This window comes from Streptomyces sp. NPDC053431, assembly GCF_044544925.1.
In the GTDB taxonomy this organism is placed as follows: domain Bacteria; phylum Actinomycetota; class Actinomycetes; order Streptomycetales; family Streptomycetaceae; genus Streptomyces.
In genome coordinates this window covers 176,672-194,899 of the sequence record NZ_JBITXX010000007.1, presented here as the reverse complement: position 1 = coordinate 194,899, position 18,228 = coordinate 176,672, and the positions used below count along the sequence as shown (strand labels likewise).

Sequence of the window (18,228 nt, the reverse complement as noted above, 5' to 3'; positions counted from 1 at the left end):
GGGCGGCCTTTGCTGTCCGCACGCGGGGGAGCGGCTACGCCGCTGCGCCACAGGCGGGTGTAGATGTTCAGCATCATGGCCGCCGACCCTCTATCGGATCAGTTCCCCTCCTCGTCTCGCGTGCGGGGTTCGGCGGGCCGGTGCGGGCGGTGGGAGGGGGCCCACAGGTGTGGAGACGTCAGGTCGTCTTCGCCCGTCTCCCAGTGGGCTCTGTTCCTGTCGTTTGCCCTGCTCTCCGCCGTCCAGGGCGTGAACGTGTCCGCGCCCCGGTCGGCATCCGGGTGCGCAGGCGTGTCGGCGAAAGGCGGGCCTTCGTGGGTTGGGGAGCCGGGCGGCCAGGGTGCCGTGGTGTCCCCCTCGCCAGAAGGGTCGCCCTCTGGCCCCTCGTGGGGGGCCAGGCCAAAAGCCCGCCTGATCTCGTCGGAGGCCTGGTCCAGCCCCTCCGCCTTGAGGAATCGCATCACACGGTGTACGAACACCGTGTACCCGTCCATGTCCGGCTTGAGGCCCGCAGCGGTCAGCAACAGACGCAGCCGATCCGGGACCCCCACTTCCTCCTCGCGGCCGAGCATCTCCCCTCCGAGGCCACTCTCGTCCCACGGCGGTCCTCCGACGGTCGCCTCGCTCCGCGCTCCCACGGGCGGAACGAGCAGGTGGCGGAAGAGCTCGGGCACCTCCTCGTCGTTGGCCGCCGCGGCGATCTGGGCGAGCGGGCCGATCATGTGGACCGCCTTCTCGATCTCGTCCTCGTGGCGAGCCAGCCACCACACCACCGCGCTGCCCGCACTCTTGAGCACGTCGTTGCTGAGGTAGCGCCGCTTGTTGCGCTCGCGCTGGCGCTCGTACTCCCAGATCTCCTCGTCCTTGCGAAGATCGTTCAGCTTCCGCAGGCGCTCGCGGTCGGCGGGAGCGAGGGTCAGGGTCACATCGGCCGCCAGAGCTTTCACCCGTTGGTTCCGGTCCGGGAGCGGGACGCCCAACTCCCCGTCCAGAAGATACTGCGCGAAGCTCGCCCGGCCGGGTTCCTCGTGGCGGACGACCTCCCGGGCCCGGCTCACGACCGAGGCGGCGGCGAGGGCCGGGGAGGCGTCGTGGGATCGGCCGGCGTGGTCGGGAACAGGCTTCCACCACACGGTGGCGGAGAAGAGGAAGTCGTAGCCGTCCGTCGCGCTCGGCAGCACCGCGTCGATCACCCGTGTTTCCTGGTACGGCTGCTCCACCGGCACTGAGGGCGGCTCGGGTTCCCCAGACTCGGACGGGTCGGCCGACGCCCGGCCACTGCTGAGAACCGTCATCACGAGCAGCAGGGAGCCTGAGGCCGTCACCATGGACATGAAGCCCCACAGCCACGCCGACCAGTGCAGGAGGTTTCCGAGCAGAGCCGGTGCTAGGCCGCAGAGAGCGACGAACAACAAGCGGGGAAGACGGTGTCTCATCGTGCCTCTTCCGTGGTCCGTGGTCCGGCGTCCGCACGCTCCGTGCGGCCGTACTGCACGTGGTCGATGTACTGCCAGAAAAGGGCAGCGACCGCTGCCCGGGACGGGTGGCGCGCGGACCCAGCCCAGCCGCAGGTGATGGTGTAGAGGCGGTGGAGGGCGGCTGCGCGGCCGCGCGTCGCCTCAACCATCACGTCCAGCGCCATCTTCCGTGTGCTGTCGCCCGCCACAGTGTTCAGCCAGCTGCTCACCAACGGGTTCCAGAGCTCCGTCGGCGGCTGGGAGAACACCGCCTCCCAGCCGAGGAACAGGTCCGGCCACGCCGGCGGGTCAGGCGCCCGGTCGCTTCTCAACAGCACTGTAAGCAGCTGGAGATGGGGCTCTGCCTCGTGCGGCTCCCGACCCGCCCGGTCCCGCAAGCGGTCGATCAACAGTCGGTAGAGCCGACGGTCGCGGCCGACGAGGTCGAGAAGCGCTTCCCGGGCCTCGCGCGCCGCCTCCCCCTTTCCTACTGCGAGGTAGTGCAGCCGTACCACTGCCTGATCCGGGTGAGTCGTGCTGAGGCTCTGGACGCAAGCTGTGGTCAGGACCCGGGCGAGACCGTCCGGCAAGGAGCCGGGTCTCGAGACGCACTCGTACATCCGCTTGCGGAACCATGCCCCGAACCTCTCGTGGCCGAGACCGAGTTCGAGGGCCGCTACTGCTCGCAGGTCGCAGGGCGCCGTTCCGGTCGCGCGGTCCGCCCAGCGCTCCACGAGGTCGAAGAGGTGGTCGGGCCGCCCGACGGCCAGGGCTCGCTCACCGAAGCGGATGACGATGTTCACCCGGTCGTTGGTGGTCAGACCGCGCAGCCCAGCGGCGCTGTCGATCCAGTTCCTGAGGTCGTCGCGTATCCCGGGGAAGTTCGCCCAGAAGTACGTCCGAACCGCGTCGGCGTAGGCCAGCCGTTCGAAGCGGAGGCGTCCGTCCGGATCCCGCTCGATCCCGAGCTCAGCCAGCCGCTCTCCGAAATCCGTCCGAGCGAGCTCGGTCGTCGCCTCCTCTTCGTGCTTCACCGTCTCCATCAGACTGTGCCACGCCTCGTAAACGATGTCGGCGTGGGCCTCCTCGAACATCGCCGTCGCAAGCAGCAGGGCCCGCTCGGGCGCGGTGCGGACCGCGGCCACCTGTCGACCCACCTCGCCGGCACGGTCGGTCACCGCGTGCATCGCCTGGTCGAGCCATCCCGTGAAGTCGGCGCCGAACCGGCCGCTGTCGCGAGCGGCCTTCGCCAGCCCCGCGAGCCGCGCCAGTTCCCGCATGGGGGAGCGGTCGCACAGGTGCTGGAGGTCGGTGCTCCCCAGGTCCGCAGGGCGGAAGAGCATCCGGTCCATGCGGAGGTACCGGGTGATGACGGCGATGCCCCTGGGGCGTCCAAGCCTCACCATGTGCGATTCCAGGTCCGGTGGGTGGGCGTGCTCCATGCCCGACGGCAGGATGACGACCATGTGGGCCCCCGCCTCCTGAACCTGTGATCGGCGCACGGCCAGGCGGCGCTGGGCCTCGTCGTACATCTCCTCATCGGCGATTCCGGAGAGGTCGAGGAGGAAACGGTCCCCCATGCCGGGGGCCAGGGGACTCTCGTCCTTGCCTTTGATGGGAAGCTCCTCGAAGCGGACCCCCTCCTCCGCGGCGCCCCGGTCCTCTCCGAACCCGTGCAGCAGCATGATCGCTGCGGCGCGGCGGCCGCTGCCGGGTGGCCCTTCCAGCATTACCACCGATCCGGGCTTCTCCAGATGGTCGGCGGCAACGCGGTAGCCCACCGGTGGAACGAACCGATCGGCGAGACGCACCCGGTCCTCGCGGGTGATCCGGAGGGACTCGACCCCTTTCCGGATCATCCAGTCCGCGCCGACGCCGTAGAAGACGTACTGGTGCCCCGCACCGTTGTTCACCGGGCCGCGCGGATCATTGACGGTGACGCGGTCCTGCTCGGTCATCGTCCGTCGTCCGAGTGCCGGTGCTCGCGCTCGAAGCGCTGGTGGACCGTCGCGCTGTTGTCGCCCGCCGTGAACTGGACCCCGGTGTTGTCGCCCTCGAAGTGAGGTGCGTTGTACTGATGACCCCGACCGGTGTTCACAGGCCCCTGCGGCTCGTTGACGAAGGTGCCGGACAGGTCTCCGTTGAGATTCCCGATGCCGCCGCGCACACGCTTGACGTCACGCGTCCGCATCCTGGTGTGTCCGGTGTCCCGTTCCAGCTTGTCGCGGGACTTCGCCGGTGTCCGGTCCCGCACCGCACGAGCGTCCCGGTCCACCGCACCCAGCTCCGGCAGGAGCCGGGCGAGAGTGTCGCCGAGCGCCGTCAGGTCCGATTCGGCGTTGCGGTGGTCGAACCGCCTGTACTGGCAGTCCGCCAGCTCCAGCAGAACGTCCGGAAGGACGGTGCGGTCGATCCTCGTGGCCTTTCCGACGAGCACGGGGATCACCAGGACCCCGCGGTCGAGCGCGGTCTGGATCTCGCGACGGGTCCAGTCCTGCTCGGCTTCGAAGGCGGGGCGGCCGTCGGCGCCCCGCACCTCCGCCCAGCGCGGACCGATCACGGCGAGGAGAGCCTCGCACTCCTCCACCGCCCTGACCAGTTCCACCGGGAAACGGCGTCCGGGCTCGATCGAGTTGCTGGCGAAGAAGATTCGCTCGTCGCCGAACCGGCGGGCGAGTTCCCGAGCGATCATGGTCGCTGCGGTCTCCTCATCGCCTGTGCGGTAGTTGACGAAGACTTCGGGCATGAAAGTTCCCTTCGTGAGGGGAAGACGAGGTCAACGGGCACGGGCGGTGCACCGGGGCTCCGGTTCGCCCGTGCAGTGACGTCCCGCCCGCGTGACGGCATGGCGCATCCGCGGTGGGCGTGCGGATGGAGTTGCGCCACCTGGTCCGTCACCGGTCGCGGGCAGCCAGAAGAAGTCGGAGGGCGATGCGACGTATCGAGCGGTCATCAGAGGGTCCGCCGGGGATCCTCGGATCCGGAGCGCCGGAGAGACCGGTCCGTGGTAGTCCGGCGGGCCGGGCAGCTCACGTCTGTGGCGGTCGTGAAACCTGTCAGTCGTGCGCAGGGGCAAGTACGCGTGCCAGCGCGGGCTGCAAATCACGTACGGCGCGGCTGCTCCGGAACCGGGAGAGTTCCCGTGCGAGACGCCGAACGTCGCTGTTCACCGTCGCCGACGGAACGGCCGGCATCATTCCCAGGAGATCCCCGGCGATCGCGCACGCGTGCTCGACCTCCCCGGAAGCGGCATGGGCCAAGGACCGGCGGAAGCCGTACCGGGCGCGGGTGCGCAGCGCGTGCGGCGGGAGGCGGCGGTACTCCCGGTCGAGTACCTCGGCGGCGACCTTGGGGCGGCCGAGGTCGTGCAGGCACCAGCCGGTCGACATCGCCACCGGATCGCTCACATGGGAGGTGCCGATCACGGGCTCGGCGCCGTTTCGGGCGTCGTCGCTGGCGAGCAGTTCCCGGGCCCTGTCGAGACTGCTGAGGCAGTCGACTTCGTCGCCGACTAGCGCGTGCCCCTGGGCCTCGCGTTGGGCCGCGAGTCCCCGGATACGCAGCGGGAGTTCGCTGCTCTGGGCGCGGCGGGCCAGGGCGACGGTGCCAGTGGCGTCCCCGCCGTACATCGTGACCAGGGCGCGTCGCACCAGTGCGTAGGAACCGAGGTACGGGTCACCCCCGGCGCGCGCCAGTTCGGCGGCCTCGGCCGTCCAGCCGAGTGCCGCGTCGCTGTCCCCGGCCTCCTGAGCCATCCAACCGGTGAACTCCGCAAACCGCGAGGCGAGCAGGAGCGCGTGGGCCCGAGAAACGGACCGGGCGTCGGCAGCCAGCCCGGCGAGCATGCGAGTCTGCGTTTCCAGCAGGGGCAGCAGGACCCTGGGTGGGGTGGACTGGCCGAGCTTCCGAAGCTGGTCGAACTGCATACGGAAGGAGGGCAGGAGAGGGTCGTCGGTGGAGGACAGTGCCTCACCGCCGAGTTTCAGTCCGAGGTCGATCAGCGCTCCCGTACCTGCCGAGAGGACCGCCCGGCGTCCGACGAGCCAGCGGCTCGGACTGGTGGGGGATTCTGCGGGGCCCGAGTCCGCGTCCGTCTCGGGACGGGTGACCAGGCGCTGTAACTCGCCGTCCGCGCCGAGGAAGGCGTCGCACCGCCGGGCCAGTTCGGGTGAAGCGGAACGCTCCCCGCGCTCGACCTTGCTGAGGTGTCCCTTGTCGTAGTTGAGCGCCACGGAGAACTCGGTCAGAGTCAGCCCCGCCTCCACTCGTAATCGGCGAAGTTCCGGGCCGAAACGTAAAGTCGTGCTCATCGTCAACCTCCCCTTGAACAGTGCCCGCGAGAGCTGTCCGCCCTCACGGGGAGCCGTCCTCCGACGACCACCGAGCGACACGAAACCCGACGGTGAACACCTGCGGTGACGGCATCGTTTCGTTTCGCATTCGAGAGTGAGTCTGGCACGACGCACGCCCGGAGAATCGGGGTTCGGCGGCGTTGCCTGTTGCCTCTTTCGGTCTCCGTTGTTCCCCGCCCATTTCTTTGGCCGCGCTAGCACGGCGGTCTGAGTCCTTCCTCGTCACGTAGCGCTCGATCCCATGCCTGTAGCCGAATACCGAGGGGTGCTGGGACGGCATCGGTCACCTCTCCGGGTGCAGGTCGGTGCGGTCGATCCAGGTGGGGGCGACGAAGATGTCGTCGCCGGTGGGGGCTTCGGAGGCTTCTAGTAGGGACCAGGTGCGGGACTCCTCGACCAGGTGCTCCCAGGGCGCGGTCCAGTCGAGTTCCCAGTCCAGGCCGGTGCCGGGGACGCCGTACGTGCGGCCGGCGGCCACGCGCCAGAACTGGGAGTAGAGGATCACCTGGGCATGGTCGGCGAGGTCGTTGATGATCTCGGTGAAGTGGGCCGAGGGCCAGCCGGGGGCGTCGCCCGCAGCGGTGGCACGTAGATGCGCGGTGAGTGGTGGGACGACAGGGGTGCGGGCGCCGAGTTCGGTCAGGGCCCAGCGGATGCCGACGGGCTCGGTCCAGTCCGGTGGGGTCGCCCGTTCCAGGCAGGCGAGATAGGCGGGGCGCAGGGGCTCGATGGCGCCGTCGATCTCAAGGCTCGCCAGGGCGATGGCCGCCCATTCGCGGACGGTCGGGTTGTCGCTGTCCAGCAGGCCGATGAGAGCGGGGCCGCAACGGGGATCGCCCACCTCCTCGAAGACCTCGATGGCGGTCAACTGACCGAAGCCGCCGAGGGAAGGCAGGCCGTTGATGACGGCGGGTATGGCGTCGGCGCCGATCCAGATCAGCTCCGCGCGGGCGTCGTAGGACTCGTCGGCCTTGCCGTCGAGCTGCTGGACGAGTGTCTTGATGTGGGAGGTCATGACGCGGAGTGCTCCCGGCGCCAGAAGGTGGGCAGCCACCAGCAGAGCACCGAGTGGTCGTCGGGCCACGGGGCGCGGTTTTCGGCTGCCCAGTCCTCGAAGGAGTCCCGTGTCAGGTCGATGGGGCGCCAGGCGGGGTCGAGCGGCTCGTCCTCGGCCGGCGGGCGGACGTACCGGCGGCCGTGCTCGTCGCAGGCGCCGAAGTCCTGGTGGTTCCGCTGGGCCTCGATCAGGGAGACCTTGTTCGCGACGCCGGGCGTGGTCGGCCAGCGGAACTGGAAGCCGTCGTCCTCCCAGAAGCAGACGGGGCAGATCTCGTACGAGCCGTGCATCGCGTCCAGCACGCGGTGCCCGCAGCAGGGACAAGGGTAGGAGTCGCTCACCTGCGCAGTCTCCTTGCAGGCCCCGCCTGTGGGCCAGGGATTTCGACGCCTAGGAGCCCCCGGCCAGTCGCAGCCAGTTCGCAGGACACCAGTAGACGGCCGTCGGGAGCTCACGCACGCCAACGAGGAAACCACAGGTCAGAGCCCTGAATGGGGTTCCGTCGCAGGTCAGGGTCAGCCGGCAGACGTTCCGCTTCAACGTCTGAGCGGATGTAAGAACCACCACGTCGCTGACGTGGTGAACATGCAGGTCGAGGGGGGCGGGCTCTTGAGAGCCCGCCCCCTTCGGCGATCCCGTGCTGGACCGGTGCTGGATGTCCCGACCTGGAGTCAGCGACGTTCAGACGTCGTGGACGGTGGAGCGATGCCCGACGTGTACCACCCACACCACCAGCTCGCCGTTGTCGAGCGTGTAGATCACGCGATAGTCGCCTACCCGTAGGCGCCGACGGTCGGGCTGGGAGACGAGGGCGGTGGTGTTGAACCCCAGCGGATCCTTCTCCAGCTCGGTCAGCTTGGCCAGAATGCGGAGAGCCGTGTCGCGCGGGATCTTGCGGAGTTCGGCCTGAGCCTCGGGCCGGAAGACGGTGCGGTACTCACTCACTGCGCGCCAGCGTCTCCCTCATGACGTCCTCGATCGGGATGCCGGATGCCGGGTTGGCCATGCGCTCGTCGATGATCCGATTGATCTCGCGCTCTTCCCATTCCTGGTATTTGCGCAGCACCTCGATGGACACCACGGCGGCGACCTGCTTGCCGCGCCGAGTGATGACGGTGGGTACGTCGTCCCGGTCGGCTCGCTCCACGACCTCGGCGAGATGCGCCCGGACATCGCGGATGGACTCTATGGGCAGTGGCTGCGTCATGCGCTCAAGCGTACCGAGTGTCCCATGTGTACACAACGCCGGAAGGGCCGGCTCCTCCAGGAGCCGGCCCTTCGTCGCCTTCGAATGCCCTGAGTGCCCAGAGCGGTCAGAGGTGCGGTACGGCCGTGGCGATGAGGGTGTCGAACTCCTCCAGGCTGCGGGTGGTGACCCGGGCCCTCGCCGTGGCCTCGCCGCGGACCGCCGCGACCGGGCCGCGGGAGGCCGCGAGGGCCGCGCGGTCGGCGTAGAGGGCGCCTACGGCCGCCCGGCCGTGCTCGCGGTCGACGAGCAGCGAGATGCCCTTGAAGCCGGGCATCGCCTCGACCCTGGGCAGTACCGTCTCCCGGAAGGTCGTCACGAGCAGGTCGATGTCGCCGGGCGCGACGTCCAGCCGGACCAGCCGGAAGCCCCCGCCGGTGGCGAGGTCCTCGCGGCGGCGGGCGACGGCCGCCTCCCAGTTGTCGACCGCCGCGGTGACCGCGAAGGGCGCCATCATCTCGGCCCGCCGTTCGCGCAGGTTCTCGTCGCTGGCCTGGCGGGACGCCTCGTCGTCCCACCACGACCCCACCAGGAGTTTGCCGACCTCGCGGTCGACGAACAGCCCCATGCCCCGGTAGCCCGGCTGCCCCGCGAGGAGCTCGCGCCCTTCGGTCCGGACCACCTCGGCGACCTCGTCGAGCCGAGCCGGATCCCCCGTCGCGTAAATGGTGCGCACGTACATAGCGGCCTTCCTGCCTTCCGGTGCCCCCGGTGAGTGACCGTTCTTCCCCACCCTCCATGCGACGGCCGGGGTGGGCCCGGGGCAACGCGGCAGGGGCGTTCGGGTGACGTCGGCAGGGTGATGAGGTCGTCCGTACGCGACTTCCTCGCCGGGCGACAGCGGGGCGTTAGCCGTACGCAAGCGGGACGGTAAGGGCGGGCGGGAAGGTGTAGGCGGCACCGGGTTCGGGGCCGTCCGACCTTGTAACGGGGGAGAATCACCATGCGTACGAACCGCAAGCACACCGTCCTGGCCGTCGCCGGCATCGCCGTCCTCTCGCTGGGCCTCACCGCCTGCGGCGGGAGCGACGGGACCCGGGACGAGGGTGCGGCGCCCACCTCCTCGAGCGCCTCCGCGCCGAGCGCCTCCGCCTCGGCGTCCACCTCCGCCGTGGTGGCCGGGGACACCGCCGCCGCCGGTGGCGGCAGCGGCTCCGGGGGCGGCTCCGCCACCAACGCCTCCAAGAACTCCCAGGGCACCAAGGGTTCGGGGAGCTCGTCGCGGGCCGCGTCCTGCACCTACAAGGACGTGAAGATCACCGCCGCCAAGGTGGACGAGACGCCCACCGAGCACATCGTGCTCACCGCGACCAACACCTCCGGCCGCGCCTGCCGGCTCGACGGCTACCCGCTGATCGCCTTCGGCGAGATCCAGACCGCCAAGGACGTCCCCGCCGTGGCCAAGAGCAAGCCGGCCGCGCCGGTCGTCCTGGAGCCGGGCGCCCCGGCGTACGCCAACGTCCGGATCGCGCTCGGTGGAGCGCACGAGGACAACAAGGTCGTCACCTCGTTCAACGTGAACCTCTTCGCCGGTGGCGACCCCGCCGAGGGCAGCGTCGTCGTCAAGGCTCCCGCCGGTGGTCTTGCCGTCGACGAGGCCGCCGCCAAGACGGGCTACTGGACGCCGGAACTCCGCAACGGCGCCGACGAGTTCTGATCACCGGGCCTACGGGCCCGGTGTCGGCGCGAGGCCCGTCTTCGCGCCCGCGCCGCACAGCGGGACCACGGTCGTCCCGGGGCGGGGCGTGGCGCGTACGGCCGCCCAGCAGGCCACGCCCGTGGGCTCCACGTACAGACCGCGCCGTGCCAGGTCCACCTGGGCGGCGCGGATCTGGTCCTCCGTCACGGTGAGGAAGGTGCCGCCGCTCGCGCGCACCGCCCGCAGGATCTGCGCAGCGCGCGGCGGGTTGGTGATCGCGATGCCCTCGGCGAGGGTGGGGCGCGGCTCCGCCGGGCCCGGCAGCTCGTCCGCGCCCGCGTGGAAGGCGGCGGCCAGCGGGGAGACGGCCTCGGCCTGGACGGCGACGAGCGCGGGGCGGCGGTCGACGAGCCCGTGGGCGTACAGCTCCTCGACGGCGAGGGCCGCGCCGAGCAGCAGCGTTCCGTTGCCGACGGGGACGACGAGGGTGTCCGGGAGCCGGCCGCCGAGGTCCTCCCACAGTTCGTACGTGTAGGTCTTCGTGCCGTGCAGGAAGTGCGGGTTGTACACGTGCGAGGCGTAGAACACGTCCGGCTCGTCCGCCGCCTCGTACGCCGTCCGCGCCGTCGCCTCCCGGTCGCCGGCCACCACCACCGCCCGGGCGCCGTGGGCGCGGATCTGTTCCAGCTTCTTGGGGGAGGTCCCCTCCGGTACGTACACGGCGCAGTCGAGCCCGGCCCGGGCGCAGTACGCGGCGACCGCCGTGCCCGCGTTGCCGCCGCTGTCGGCGATCACGGTGCGCGGCCGCAGGCGGTCCGCCAGCTCGGCGAGCATGACGGCGCCACGGTCCTTGAAGGACAGCGTCGGCATGAGGAAGTCGAGTTTGGCCGAAACCGTGTCGGTGAGCGGGACCAGCGGCGTCCGGCCCTCGCCGAGGGTCACCCGGGGCGTTCCGGTGGCGAGCGGCAGGGCCTCCGCGTACCGCCACAAGGAATTCACACGTGACGGGAGGGACGCGAGGGGCACCGGCGCGGCGGTGAAATCGAGGTCCCACGGGCCTCGGCAGTTCGGACAACGCCAGGTGAGGGCGGACGCGGGGGCGTGCGTCCGGCAACGGGGGCACACGTAGGCGGTCATGATCCCCAGCATGGCAGGCGTGTGGCGGGCGCGTTACGTGCCGCCCGGAACCCTTGTGGGATTCCTATGGATCGGTCAATCTTTCGCTCGGCGGCCGGACATGGCGTCGGACACGGCGGGCGGCGGGGCTTTCCCCTGTCGTCTTGTCATGTACCTGACTTGATCGAGGTTGCCGGTTCGACAGCTCCATCCGCTCCACAGCTCCACGACCCCCACAGCAGCGCACCACCTATGAGGAGGACCCCTCACATGTCCGTGATGCGTGACTCGCGGCGCAGACTCGCCGCGGCCGGTGCCATAGCCGTCGCGTCCCTCGCGCTCGGCACCCTCTCCGCCCTCCCGGCCACCGCCGCCGGGACCACCGCCGAAGGCGTCATCCTGAACGCCGGCGCGGAGGGGACCGTCGCCAACAGCTACATCGTCACCCTGCGCGAGTCCGCCGCCCAGGCGGAGACCGCCCAGGGGCGGGCCGTCGCGACGAAGTTCGGCGCCAAGATCAAGCGCACGTACACCGCGGCCCTCAACGGCTACTCCGTCGAGGTCTCCGAGGCGCAGGCCAAGAAGCTCGCCGCCGACCCGGCCGTCGAGTCCGTCAGCCAGAACCGCGTCTTCCACATCGACGGCACGCAGCCCTCCCCGCCGTCCTGGGGCCTCGACCGGATCGACCAGAAGGCCCTTCCGCTCAACCAGAGCTACACCTACCCCGACACCGCGGGCCAGGGCGTCACGGCCTACATCATCGACACCGGCGTCCGCATCACCCACAGCGACTTCGGCGGCCGGGCCTCGTACGGCTACGACGCGATCGACAACGACAACACCGCCCAGGACGGCCACGGCCACGGCACGCACGTCGCCGGCACCGTCGCGGGCAACTCGTACGGCGTGGCCAAGAAGGCGAAGATCGTCGGCGTCCGCGTGCTCGACAACTCCGGCTCGGGCACCACCGAGCAGGTCGTCGCCGGCATCGACTGGGTGACCCAGAACGCCGTGAAGCCGGCCGTCGCCAACATGAGCCTCGGCGGCGGCGTCGACAGCGTCCTCGACGACGCCGTCCGCCGCTCGATCGCCTCCGGCGTCACGTACGCGGTCGCCGCCGGCAACGAGACCGACAACGCGGCCAACCACTCGCCCGCCCGCGTCGCCGAGGCCATCACGGTCGGCGCGACGACGTCCAGCGACGCCAAGGCCAGCTACTCCAACTACGGCAGCGGCCTCGACCTGTTCGCGCCGGGCTCCTCCATCACCTCGTCGTGGAACACCAGCGACTCGGCCACCAACACCATCTCCGGTACGTCGATGGCCACCCCGCACGTCGCCGGCGCCGCCGCCCTCTACCTGGCCGCCAACCCGACGGCGACCCCGTCGCAGGTCTCCACGGCCCTCGTGAACGCCGCCACCCCGAACGTGGTCACCAGCCCGGGCACCGGCTCCCCGAACCGTCTGCTGTACGTGGGCGGCGGCACCACCCCGCCCACCGGCCCGCGCTTCGAGAACACCGCGGACTACGCGATCAACGACAACGCGACCGTCGAGTCCCCGGTCACCGTCAGCGGCGTCTCGGGCAACGCCCCCTCCGCGCTCCAGGTGCCGGTGAACATCGTCCACACCTACATCGGTGACCTCCAGGTCCAGCTGATCGCCCCCGACGGCTCGGCGTACACGCTGAAGGCCTTCGGCACCGGCGGCAGCGCGGACAACATCAACACCACGTACACCGTCAACGCCTCCTCGGAGGTCGCGAACGGCACCTGGAAGCTCCGCGTCACGGACAACGCCGCCTTGGACACCGGCAAGATCGACTCCTGGGCGCTGCAGTTCTGACGCCCCGGAGGCGGCGAGCTCGTGAGTGCTCGCCGGCGCGGGAGTCAGTACGTCAGCACGTCAGCACGTGGGCACGTCAGCACGTGGGCACGTCAGCACGTGGGCACGTGAGCACGTCAGCACGTGAGCTCGTGAGTTCGTAAGAGAGGGGCGGTCGCCGGTCCGGCGGCCGCCCCTTCCGTCACGGCTGAGCCACCCAGCCCGCCGTCAGCACCAGCCGCGAGGTGCGGTGCACGGCGAGGAAGCCGAAGGGACGGTCGACGGTGAGACCGACCCGGCGCACCCGGTACCGGACCGGAGGGCACCCGGCCGCCGCGGCGAAGCCCGTCACCGAGGCGGCCGCGAAGCCCTCCGCGTCGAAACGGGCGGTCGCCGACTGCCGGGCCTGGCCGATCGCCAGCGGCTCCTCGGCGACACCGGGGAAGTGCCCCCGGCCGGTGTCGCTCGCGGACGTCAGACCGAAGACCGCGCGGTGCGCCAGGAGGTCGTGCTCGGCGGCGAGCGAGAAGGCCGGCGTCGACACCGTGAGCAACGGGTCGCGGCCGGTGCTGGGCACGGTGTCGACGGACAGGCCCGGGCCCGGCTCGCCGAGCGGCAGCCGGTCGCCCGTGACGACCGGGGTCCCGCCCCCGAGGACGTCGAGACCGGCCCGCAGCACGGTGCCGCCGTCCGCCGCCTCGCCGCCGAGGAGCAGGTGCACGTCGACGCCCGTGTCGCCGAGGACCTTGAGGACCGTGAGCGGCCCCGCCGCCGTCTCGGCCACGCCGACCCGGTCGAGCAGGGACGTGGTCCGGTACAGGTAGGAGATCGTCCGGCCCGCCCAGGGGCCGCGCTCCGGCTCCGTCTCGTACGCCCGGAAGGGGCGCAGCCATGTCGTGCGTACGGACTGGGCCGAGGCGAGGACCAGCTCCGTCCCCTCGTCCACGGTGACCGGCATCGACGGGATCAGGCCCTGGGTGCGCTCGGCCGCCCAGGCGTCCAGCGCCTTCCGGTCGGCCGCCTCGTCGCCGGTGAAGCGGCCGAGCGTCGCGTCCGGGAGGCCCGCGACCCACGGGGCGCGCAGCTCCAGGCCTTGCCGGGCCCACAGGCCGACGGCCGAGGCGACCCCGCGGACCGCCGTGATCCCGGCGAGCAGTTCGCGCGCCGCCTCCGCCGCCCGGTCGGCCGGCAGCCCGAGGGCGTCCTCCAGCTCGCCACGGGCCGGGCCCGCCGCGCCGTCGGCGAGGAAGGCGAGCAGCGGCCAGACACCGGTCGCGGACAGCACCGTGTCCCGGCCGTCCCACGGCAGGGCACCGGCCCAGCGAGCCGCGAGCCGATGGACCGCCCGAACCGTCGAGACCCGCATATCGCCCCCACCCACGGACCACGTACGATGCGCGCGCCCGTTCGATTCCTGATCTCTCCCGCCCCAACAGGAGCACCGTACTCGTGGACCCGTCCCAGCCGCCTCAGGATTCTCCGGCCCCGCAGCAGCCCCCGCAGCCGCCGCCGGCAGGCTGGCCCGCGCCCGGCCAGGCGCCCGCGGGGGGTCAGGCGCCCGCGGCGGGCCAGGCACCTGCGGGGGGCCAGGCGCCCGCGGCCGGTGGGCCGTACGGCGCCGTCCCCGGCCCGTACGTCTCCCCGGGGCCGTACACCTCGCCGCCGCCCGGGCCCTACGGCCCCTACGGACCCGGCGGTCCGGGCGGGCCCGGCCCCTACGGGGCGCCCCGGCCGACCACCAACGGGCTGGCCGTCGCCTCCCTCGTCTCCGGCATCGTGTGCTGCCTGCCGCCCCTCGGTCTCGTCTTCGGCCTGATCGGCCTGCGCCAGATCAAGAAGCGGCAGCAGAAGGGCCAGGGGCTGGCCATCGCCGGCATCGTCCTCTCCTCCCTCGCCTGCCTGATGATCGTCCTCGGCCTCGTGAGCGGCGGATTCGGCGACGCCTGGCGGGACTTCAAGAAGGGCTTCGACGAGGCGGCCGCCTCCGACTCGCCGTTCTCGCTGCGCAAGGGCGAGTGCTTCCGCGTCGACGGCAAGCTGGAGACGTACACCACGGACGTCAAAACGGTCCCGTGCACCAAGCCGCACGAGGGTGAGGCGACCGGCAGCTTCAAGGTCACCGGTTTCTCGTCGTGGCCCGGTGAGGACGCGATCGACCGCATCGCCGAGAAGCGCTGCGACGCGATGAACAGCGCGTACGCGCTGGACACCTGGGCCGTCCCGGAGTCGGCGGTGACCTACTACTACCTGCCGAGCAAGCAGAGCTGGCGGGCCGGCGACCGGACGGTGACCTGCGCCTTCGCCACCGAGAAGGCGCCGACCACCGGCTCCCTGCGCAGCGACGCGAGCACGCTCGACGCCCACCAGCTGCACTACCTCAAGACCATGAACCCGATCGACGACGTCCTGGTCGAGGAGCCCGACGAGGACGCGGACGCGGACCTGGCGGCCAACAAGGCCTGGGCGCAGAAGGTGCACCACACGGTCACCACGGCGAGCGCGGGCCTGCGCGGGCACACCTGGTCCGGCGCCTCCGCGAAGCCGGTCGGCGAGCTGGCGACGAAGCTGGACGCCGCCGCGCTGACCTGGCACAAGCTGGCGACGGCGAAGGACGCGGAAGCGTTCTGGGACGCGTACGACGATGCCTACGACGCCCTCTCCACGCAGTTCGAGCGCGCGCCGCGCTCGGCGCTCGGGCTCACCGAGACGCTGGAGGACAGCGGCGAGAAGGTCTGATCGCGAACTGAGCGGGCGCGCCCGCGCCGCACGAAGCGGGGGCCGACGGGGCCGGGTCTCGGAAGGAGACCCGGCCCCGTCGGCTGCGGGCCGGGGGACGGGGCCGGGAACGGCGGCCCGTGACCGACCGCCGACCCGGCCGGACCGTCGGCGGCGGGTTCGGCCCGCGGTCCGGGTGACGCCTGGAAGGGCGTCGGGTGACGCCTGGAGGGGCGCCGACGACGCCTGAAGGGGCGTCCGGACGCCTGGTGAGGCGTCGGTTGAAGGGATCCTGCGGTGGGCCCTTGCGGTGGGCCCCTGCGGTGGGCCCTCGTGGCGGGCCAGGGCTGTCCTTGGCGGCGCCTGTGGGGGCTCAGCCGCGGTTGCCCAGGACGCCGTTCACCGCCGTGATCAGTTCGCCGTCCGGGGTGTCCCCGTCGAGCGACCAGAACATGGCGCCGCCGAGCCCCCGGCCCCGTACGTACGCCGACTTGGCGCGCAGCACCTTCGGGTCGTCGTACGTCCACAGGGTCGTACCGTCGAAGAGCCAGGCGTGCCCGTTGCTCCGGTCGCGGTGGACGGTGAACCTCCCTTCCTCCGCGAGCTTCTTGAGGGCCTTGTAGTCCTCCGAGCCGGCCGCCCAGGTGCCGGGCGCGGCGCCGGTGGCGGGCCGGCCGAGGCCGTCGCCGCCGCCGGTGACCCCGGTCCAGCCCTGGCCGTAGAACGGCATGCCGACCACCAGCTTGCGGGCGGGCGCCCCGCGCCGGAGCCAGTCGTTCACGGTCTGGTCGACGCTGAAGTCGCCCTCGGGGGCGAAGAGCGCGGACTGCTGGGCGGTGGTGGACTCCCAGCTGCCGTGGAAGTCGTAGCCCTGGAGATTGACGAAGTCGAGGTCCCGCATGATCTTCCGGACCTCGAAGCCGGCGTCGATCTTGGCGGGCGCGGTCGGCACGAAGGCCGACAGCTCGTAGCGTCCGTGCTTCTTCTGCGACCGCGCGTACGCGTCGAGCTGCGTACGGAACTCCCGCACGAGCGCGGTGAAGTTCTGCTTGTCCTCGGGGCGGAAGACGGTGTCCGTGTCACCCGCGGAGCCGGGCCACTCCCAGTCGATGTCGATGCCGTCGAAGAGGCCCGCGGCGGCTCCCGCGCCGCCGCGGGCCCCGTCGGCCGGCAGGTTGCCCTTGATGTAGAGGTCGATGCAGGAGGCCACGAGGGCCTTGCGCGAGGCGGGGGTGCGGGCCGCGTCCGAGAAGTGGGTGGACCAGCTCCAACCGCCCAGCGAGATCATCACCTTCAGCCCCGGGTGCTTGGCCTTGAGCTCGCGCAGCTGGTTGAAGTTGCCGGCGAGCGGCTGGTCCGGGGTGTCGGCGACGCCGTCGACGGAGCCGGCCGCGTCGAGCGGGCGGACGTAGTCGGCCCAGGCGTCGGCCTCGCCCGGGACGTTGCCCGTGAAGCACCTGCCGTCCGCGCCGATGTTGCCGAAGGCGTAGTTGACGTGGCTCAGCTTGGCCGCGGTGCCGCTCGTGTCCAGGTCCTTGACCTGGAAGTTCCTTCCGTAGACGCCCCATTGGGTGAAGTAGCCGACGCGCTTGTACGCCGGCTTCGCCGCGTGGCCGTGGTCGGGGGCGCGGTCGTGGCCGCGTTCGTGGCCGCGGTCGGGGGCGGGCGCGGTGCCGGGGGCCGCGCCGGCGGAGGGCGCGAGGGCGGCGAGGAGGCCGAGGGAGACGGCGGCGACGGACAGCCGGGAAAGGGTTCTGCGACGCATGGGGCTCGTTCCTGTGCGGGTGCCGGAAGGGAGCGGTGCGGACAGGAACGTATTGGTCTGGACCATTAACGTCAAGGATTCCGACGGGAGTTCGGTGGCTATACCTGCGAGAAGGGTTTACGTAAAGGTGAGTCATCACTTCGGGTGAAACTCTGGCCCATGCTTGCGGGTGCACACCCTCGGTTGTCAGGCTGTAGCTCACAGTCAAGCTGAGGGGAGTGTCCAGTGACGTTCGGTGAGCAGCCCGCCTATCTGCGTGTGGCGAGCGATCTTCGGGAGAAGATCGCCAACGGCTCGCTTCCCCCGCACACCCGGCTCCCCTCGCAGGCGCGCATCCGCGAGGAGTACGGGGTCTCGGACACCGTCGCACTGGAGGCGCGCAAGGTCCTCATGGCGGAGGGCCTGGTCGAGGGGCGCTCGGGTTCGGGGACCTATGTGCGCGAGCGTCCCGTGCCGCGCCCGATCGCCCGCTCGGGGTACCGGCCCTCGTCCGGGGCCAACCCCTTCCGTCAGGAGCAGGCGGCCGAAGGGGTGCGCGGCACCTGGGAGTCGAGCAGCGAGCAGGAGCCCGCGAGCCCGGAGGTCGCCGCCCGGCTCGGCATCGAGCCGGGGGAGCGGGTGATGCGCACGCGGTACGTCTTCCGGGACGGCGGTGAGCCCATGATGCTGTCCACCTCCTGGGAGCCGCTGGCGGTCACCGGCCGGACCCCGGTGATGCTGCCCGAGGAGGGCCCGCTGGGCGGCTGCGGCGTGGTGGAGCGGATGGCCGCGATCGACGTGGTCGTGGACAACGTGGTGGAGGAGGTCGGCGCCCGCCCCGGCCTCGCGGAGGAGCTGCTGACCCTCGGGGGCGTGCCCGGCCATGTGGTGATGGTCGTCGCGCGGACCTATTACGCGTCGGGCCTGGCCGTCGAGACCGCCGACGTCGTCGTCCCCGCCGACCGCTACAGGATCGCGTACCACCTGCCCGTGCGCTGAGGCGCGTTTCGGCGGCTTCATGACGGGGTGTCGGATTCGGTCTCCGCGGAGTGTCCGCGGGGACCTTCTTCGTCGTGCC

16 protein-coding genes are annotated in these 18,228 nt (G+C 71.3%); 4 read left to right on the top strand and 12 right to left on the bottom strand.

Annotated elements, in window-relative coordinates; translation table 11 throughout:
- Window positions 1-98: 98 nt before the first annotated feature.
- The 9 genes from ACIGXE_RS19195 to ACIGXE_RS19155 form a co-directional block, all read right to left on the bottom strand.
- The gene (locus ACIGXE_RS19195; RefSeq protein ID WP_399748839.1) at window positions 99-1,436 is read right to left on the bottom strand and encodes a hypothetical protein; all 1,338 of its coding nucleotides are present in this window, start codon (window positions 1,434-1,436) and stop codon (window positions 99-101) included.
- The gene (locus ACIGXE_RS19190; protein WP_399748837.1) at window positions 1,433-3,415 is read right to left on the bottom strand and encodes a hypothetical protein; all 1,983 of its coding nucleotides are present in this window, start codon (window positions 3,413-3,415) and stop codon (window positions 1,433-1,435) included. Before ACIGXE_RS19190 ends, ACIGXE_RS19195 begins: the two co-directional genes overlap by 4 nt.
- Entirely contained in the window at window positions 3,412-4,203 is a 792-nt protein-coding gene (locus tag ACIGXE_RS19185; protein ID WP_399748835.1) for a toll/interleukin-1 receptor domain-containing protein, read from the bottom strand. The genes ACIGXE_RS19190 and ACIGXE_RS19185 overlap by 4 nt, the downstream gene beginning before the upstream one ends.
- Before the next feature lie 310 nt (window positions 4,204-4,513).
- Window positions 4,514-5,767 (bottom strand): helix-turn-helix domain-containing protein, encoded by a 1,254-nt coding sequence (locus ACIGXE_RS19180; protein WP_399749094.1) that lies wholly within the window; start codon window positions 5,765-5,767, stop codon window positions 4,514-4,516.
- A 325-nt stretch (window positions 5,768-6,092) separates the two neighbouring features.
- Window positions 6,093-6,824 carry a HEAT repeat domain-containing protein gene (locus ACIGXE_RS19175; RefSeq protein ID WP_399748833.1) on the bottom strand — a complete coding sequence of 244 codons (732 nt, stop codon included), beginning with the start codon at window positions 6,822-6,824 and terminating at the stop codon, window positions 6,093-6,095.
- A complete protein-coding gene (locus tag ACIGXE_RS19170; protein WP_399748831.1) occupies window positions 6,821-7,207 on the bottom strand; it encodes a CPCC family cysteine-rich protein in 387 nt (128 codons plus the stop codon). Before ACIGXE_RS19170 ends, ACIGXE_RS19175 begins: the two co-directional genes overlap by 4 nt.
- A gap of 340 nt (window positions 7,208-7,547) precedes the next feature.
- Window positions 7,548-7,811: a type II toxin-antitoxin system RelE/ParE family toxin gene (locus ACIGXE_RS19165; protein WP_399748829.1), complete on the bottom strand. Its 264-nt coding sequence runs from the start codon at window positions 7,809-7,811 to the stop codon at window positions 7,548-7,550.
- Window positions 7,804-8,073, bottom strand: coding sequence for a type II toxin-antitoxin system Phd/YefM family antitoxin (locus tag ACIGXE_RS19160; RefSeq protein ID WP_399748827.1), 270 nt, complete (start codon window positions 8,071-8,073; stop codon window positions 7,804-7,806). The genes ACIGXE_RS19165 and ACIGXE_RS19160 overlap by 8 nt, the downstream gene beginning before the upstream one ends.
- Window positions 8,074-8,179: 106 nt before the next feature.
- Window positions 8,180-8,794: an antibiotic biosynthesis monooxygenase gene (locus ACIGXE_RS19155; protein ID WP_399748825.1), complete on the bottom strand. Its 615-nt coding sequence runs from the start codon at window positions 8,792-8,794 to the stop codon at window positions 8,180-8,182.
- Between the two features lie 261 nt (window positions 8,795-9,055).
- On the opposite strand from ACIGXE_RS19155, the gene ACIGXE_RS19150 reads away from it, so the two are divergent.
- Window positions 9,056-9,769, top strand: coding sequence for a DUF4232 domain-containing protein (locus tag ACIGXE_RS19150; RefSeq protein WP_399748823.1), 714 nt, complete (start codon window positions 9,056-9,058; stop codon window positions 9,767-9,769).
- A 9-nt stretch (window positions 9,770-9,778) separates the two neighbouring features.
- Here the strand turns inward: ACIGXE_RS19150 and ACIGXE_RS19145 are convergent, their stop codons facing one another.
- The gene (locus tag ACIGXE_RS19145; protein WP_399748821.1) at window positions 9,779-10,900 is read right to left on the bottom strand and encodes a threonine synthase; all 1,122 of its coding nucleotides are present in this window, start codon (window positions 10,898-10,900) and stop codon (window positions 9,779-9,781) included.
- Between the two features lie 237 nt (window positions 10,901-11,137).
- Between ACIGXE_RS19145 and ACIGXE_RS19140 the strand changes: the two genes are divergently transcribed.
- Complete coding sequence (locus ACIGXE_RS19140) at window positions 11,138-12,712, top strand: S8 family peptidase (RefSeq protein WP_399748819.1); 1,575 nt, start codon at window positions 11,138-11,140, stop codon at window positions 12,710-12,712.
- Window positions 12,713-12,893: 181 nt separating this feature from the next.
- On the opposite strand, the gene ACIGXE_RS19135 is transcribed toward ACIGXE_RS19140, so the two are convergent.
- Complete coding sequence (locus ACIGXE_RS19135) at window positions 12,894-14,057, bottom strand: serpin family protein (RefSeq protein ID WP_399748817.1); 1,164 nt, start codon at window positions 14,055-14,057, stop codon at window positions 12,894-12,896.
- An 83-nt stretch (window positions 14,058-14,140) separates the two neighbouring features.
- Here ACIGXE_RS19135 and ACIGXE_RS19130 point away from each other — a divergent pair, with 83 nt between their 5' ends.
- On the top strand, window positions 14,141-15,427 hold the full coding sequence (locus ACIGXE_RS19130) for a DUF4190 domain-containing protein (RefSeq protein WP_399748815.1): 1,287 nt from the start codon (window positions 14,141-14,143) through the stop codon (window positions 15,425-15,427).
- 352 nt (window positions 15,428-15,779) lie between these two features.
- Here ACIGXE_RS19130 and ACIGXE_RS19125 read toward each other — a convergent pair whose 3' ends face one another.
- Window positions 15,780-17,171: a glycoside hydrolase family 18 protein gene (locus tag ACIGXE_RS19125; RefSeq protein WP_399748814.1), complete on the bottom strand. Its 1,392-nt coding sequence runs from the start codon at window positions 17,169-17,171 to the stop codon at window positions 15,780-15,782.
- A gap of 225 nt (window positions 17,172-17,396) precedes the next feature.
- Between ACIGXE_RS19125 and ACIGXE_RS19120 the strand changes: the two genes are divergently transcribed.
- Window positions 17,397-18,149 carry a GntR family transcriptional regulator gene (locus tag ACIGXE_RS19120; protein WP_399748812.1) on the top strand — a complete coding sequence of 251 codons (753 nt, stop codon included), beginning with the start codon at window positions 17,397-17,399 and terminating at the stop codon, window positions 18,147-18,149.
- The last annotated feature ends 79 nt before the right edge of the window (window positions 18,150-18,228 follow it).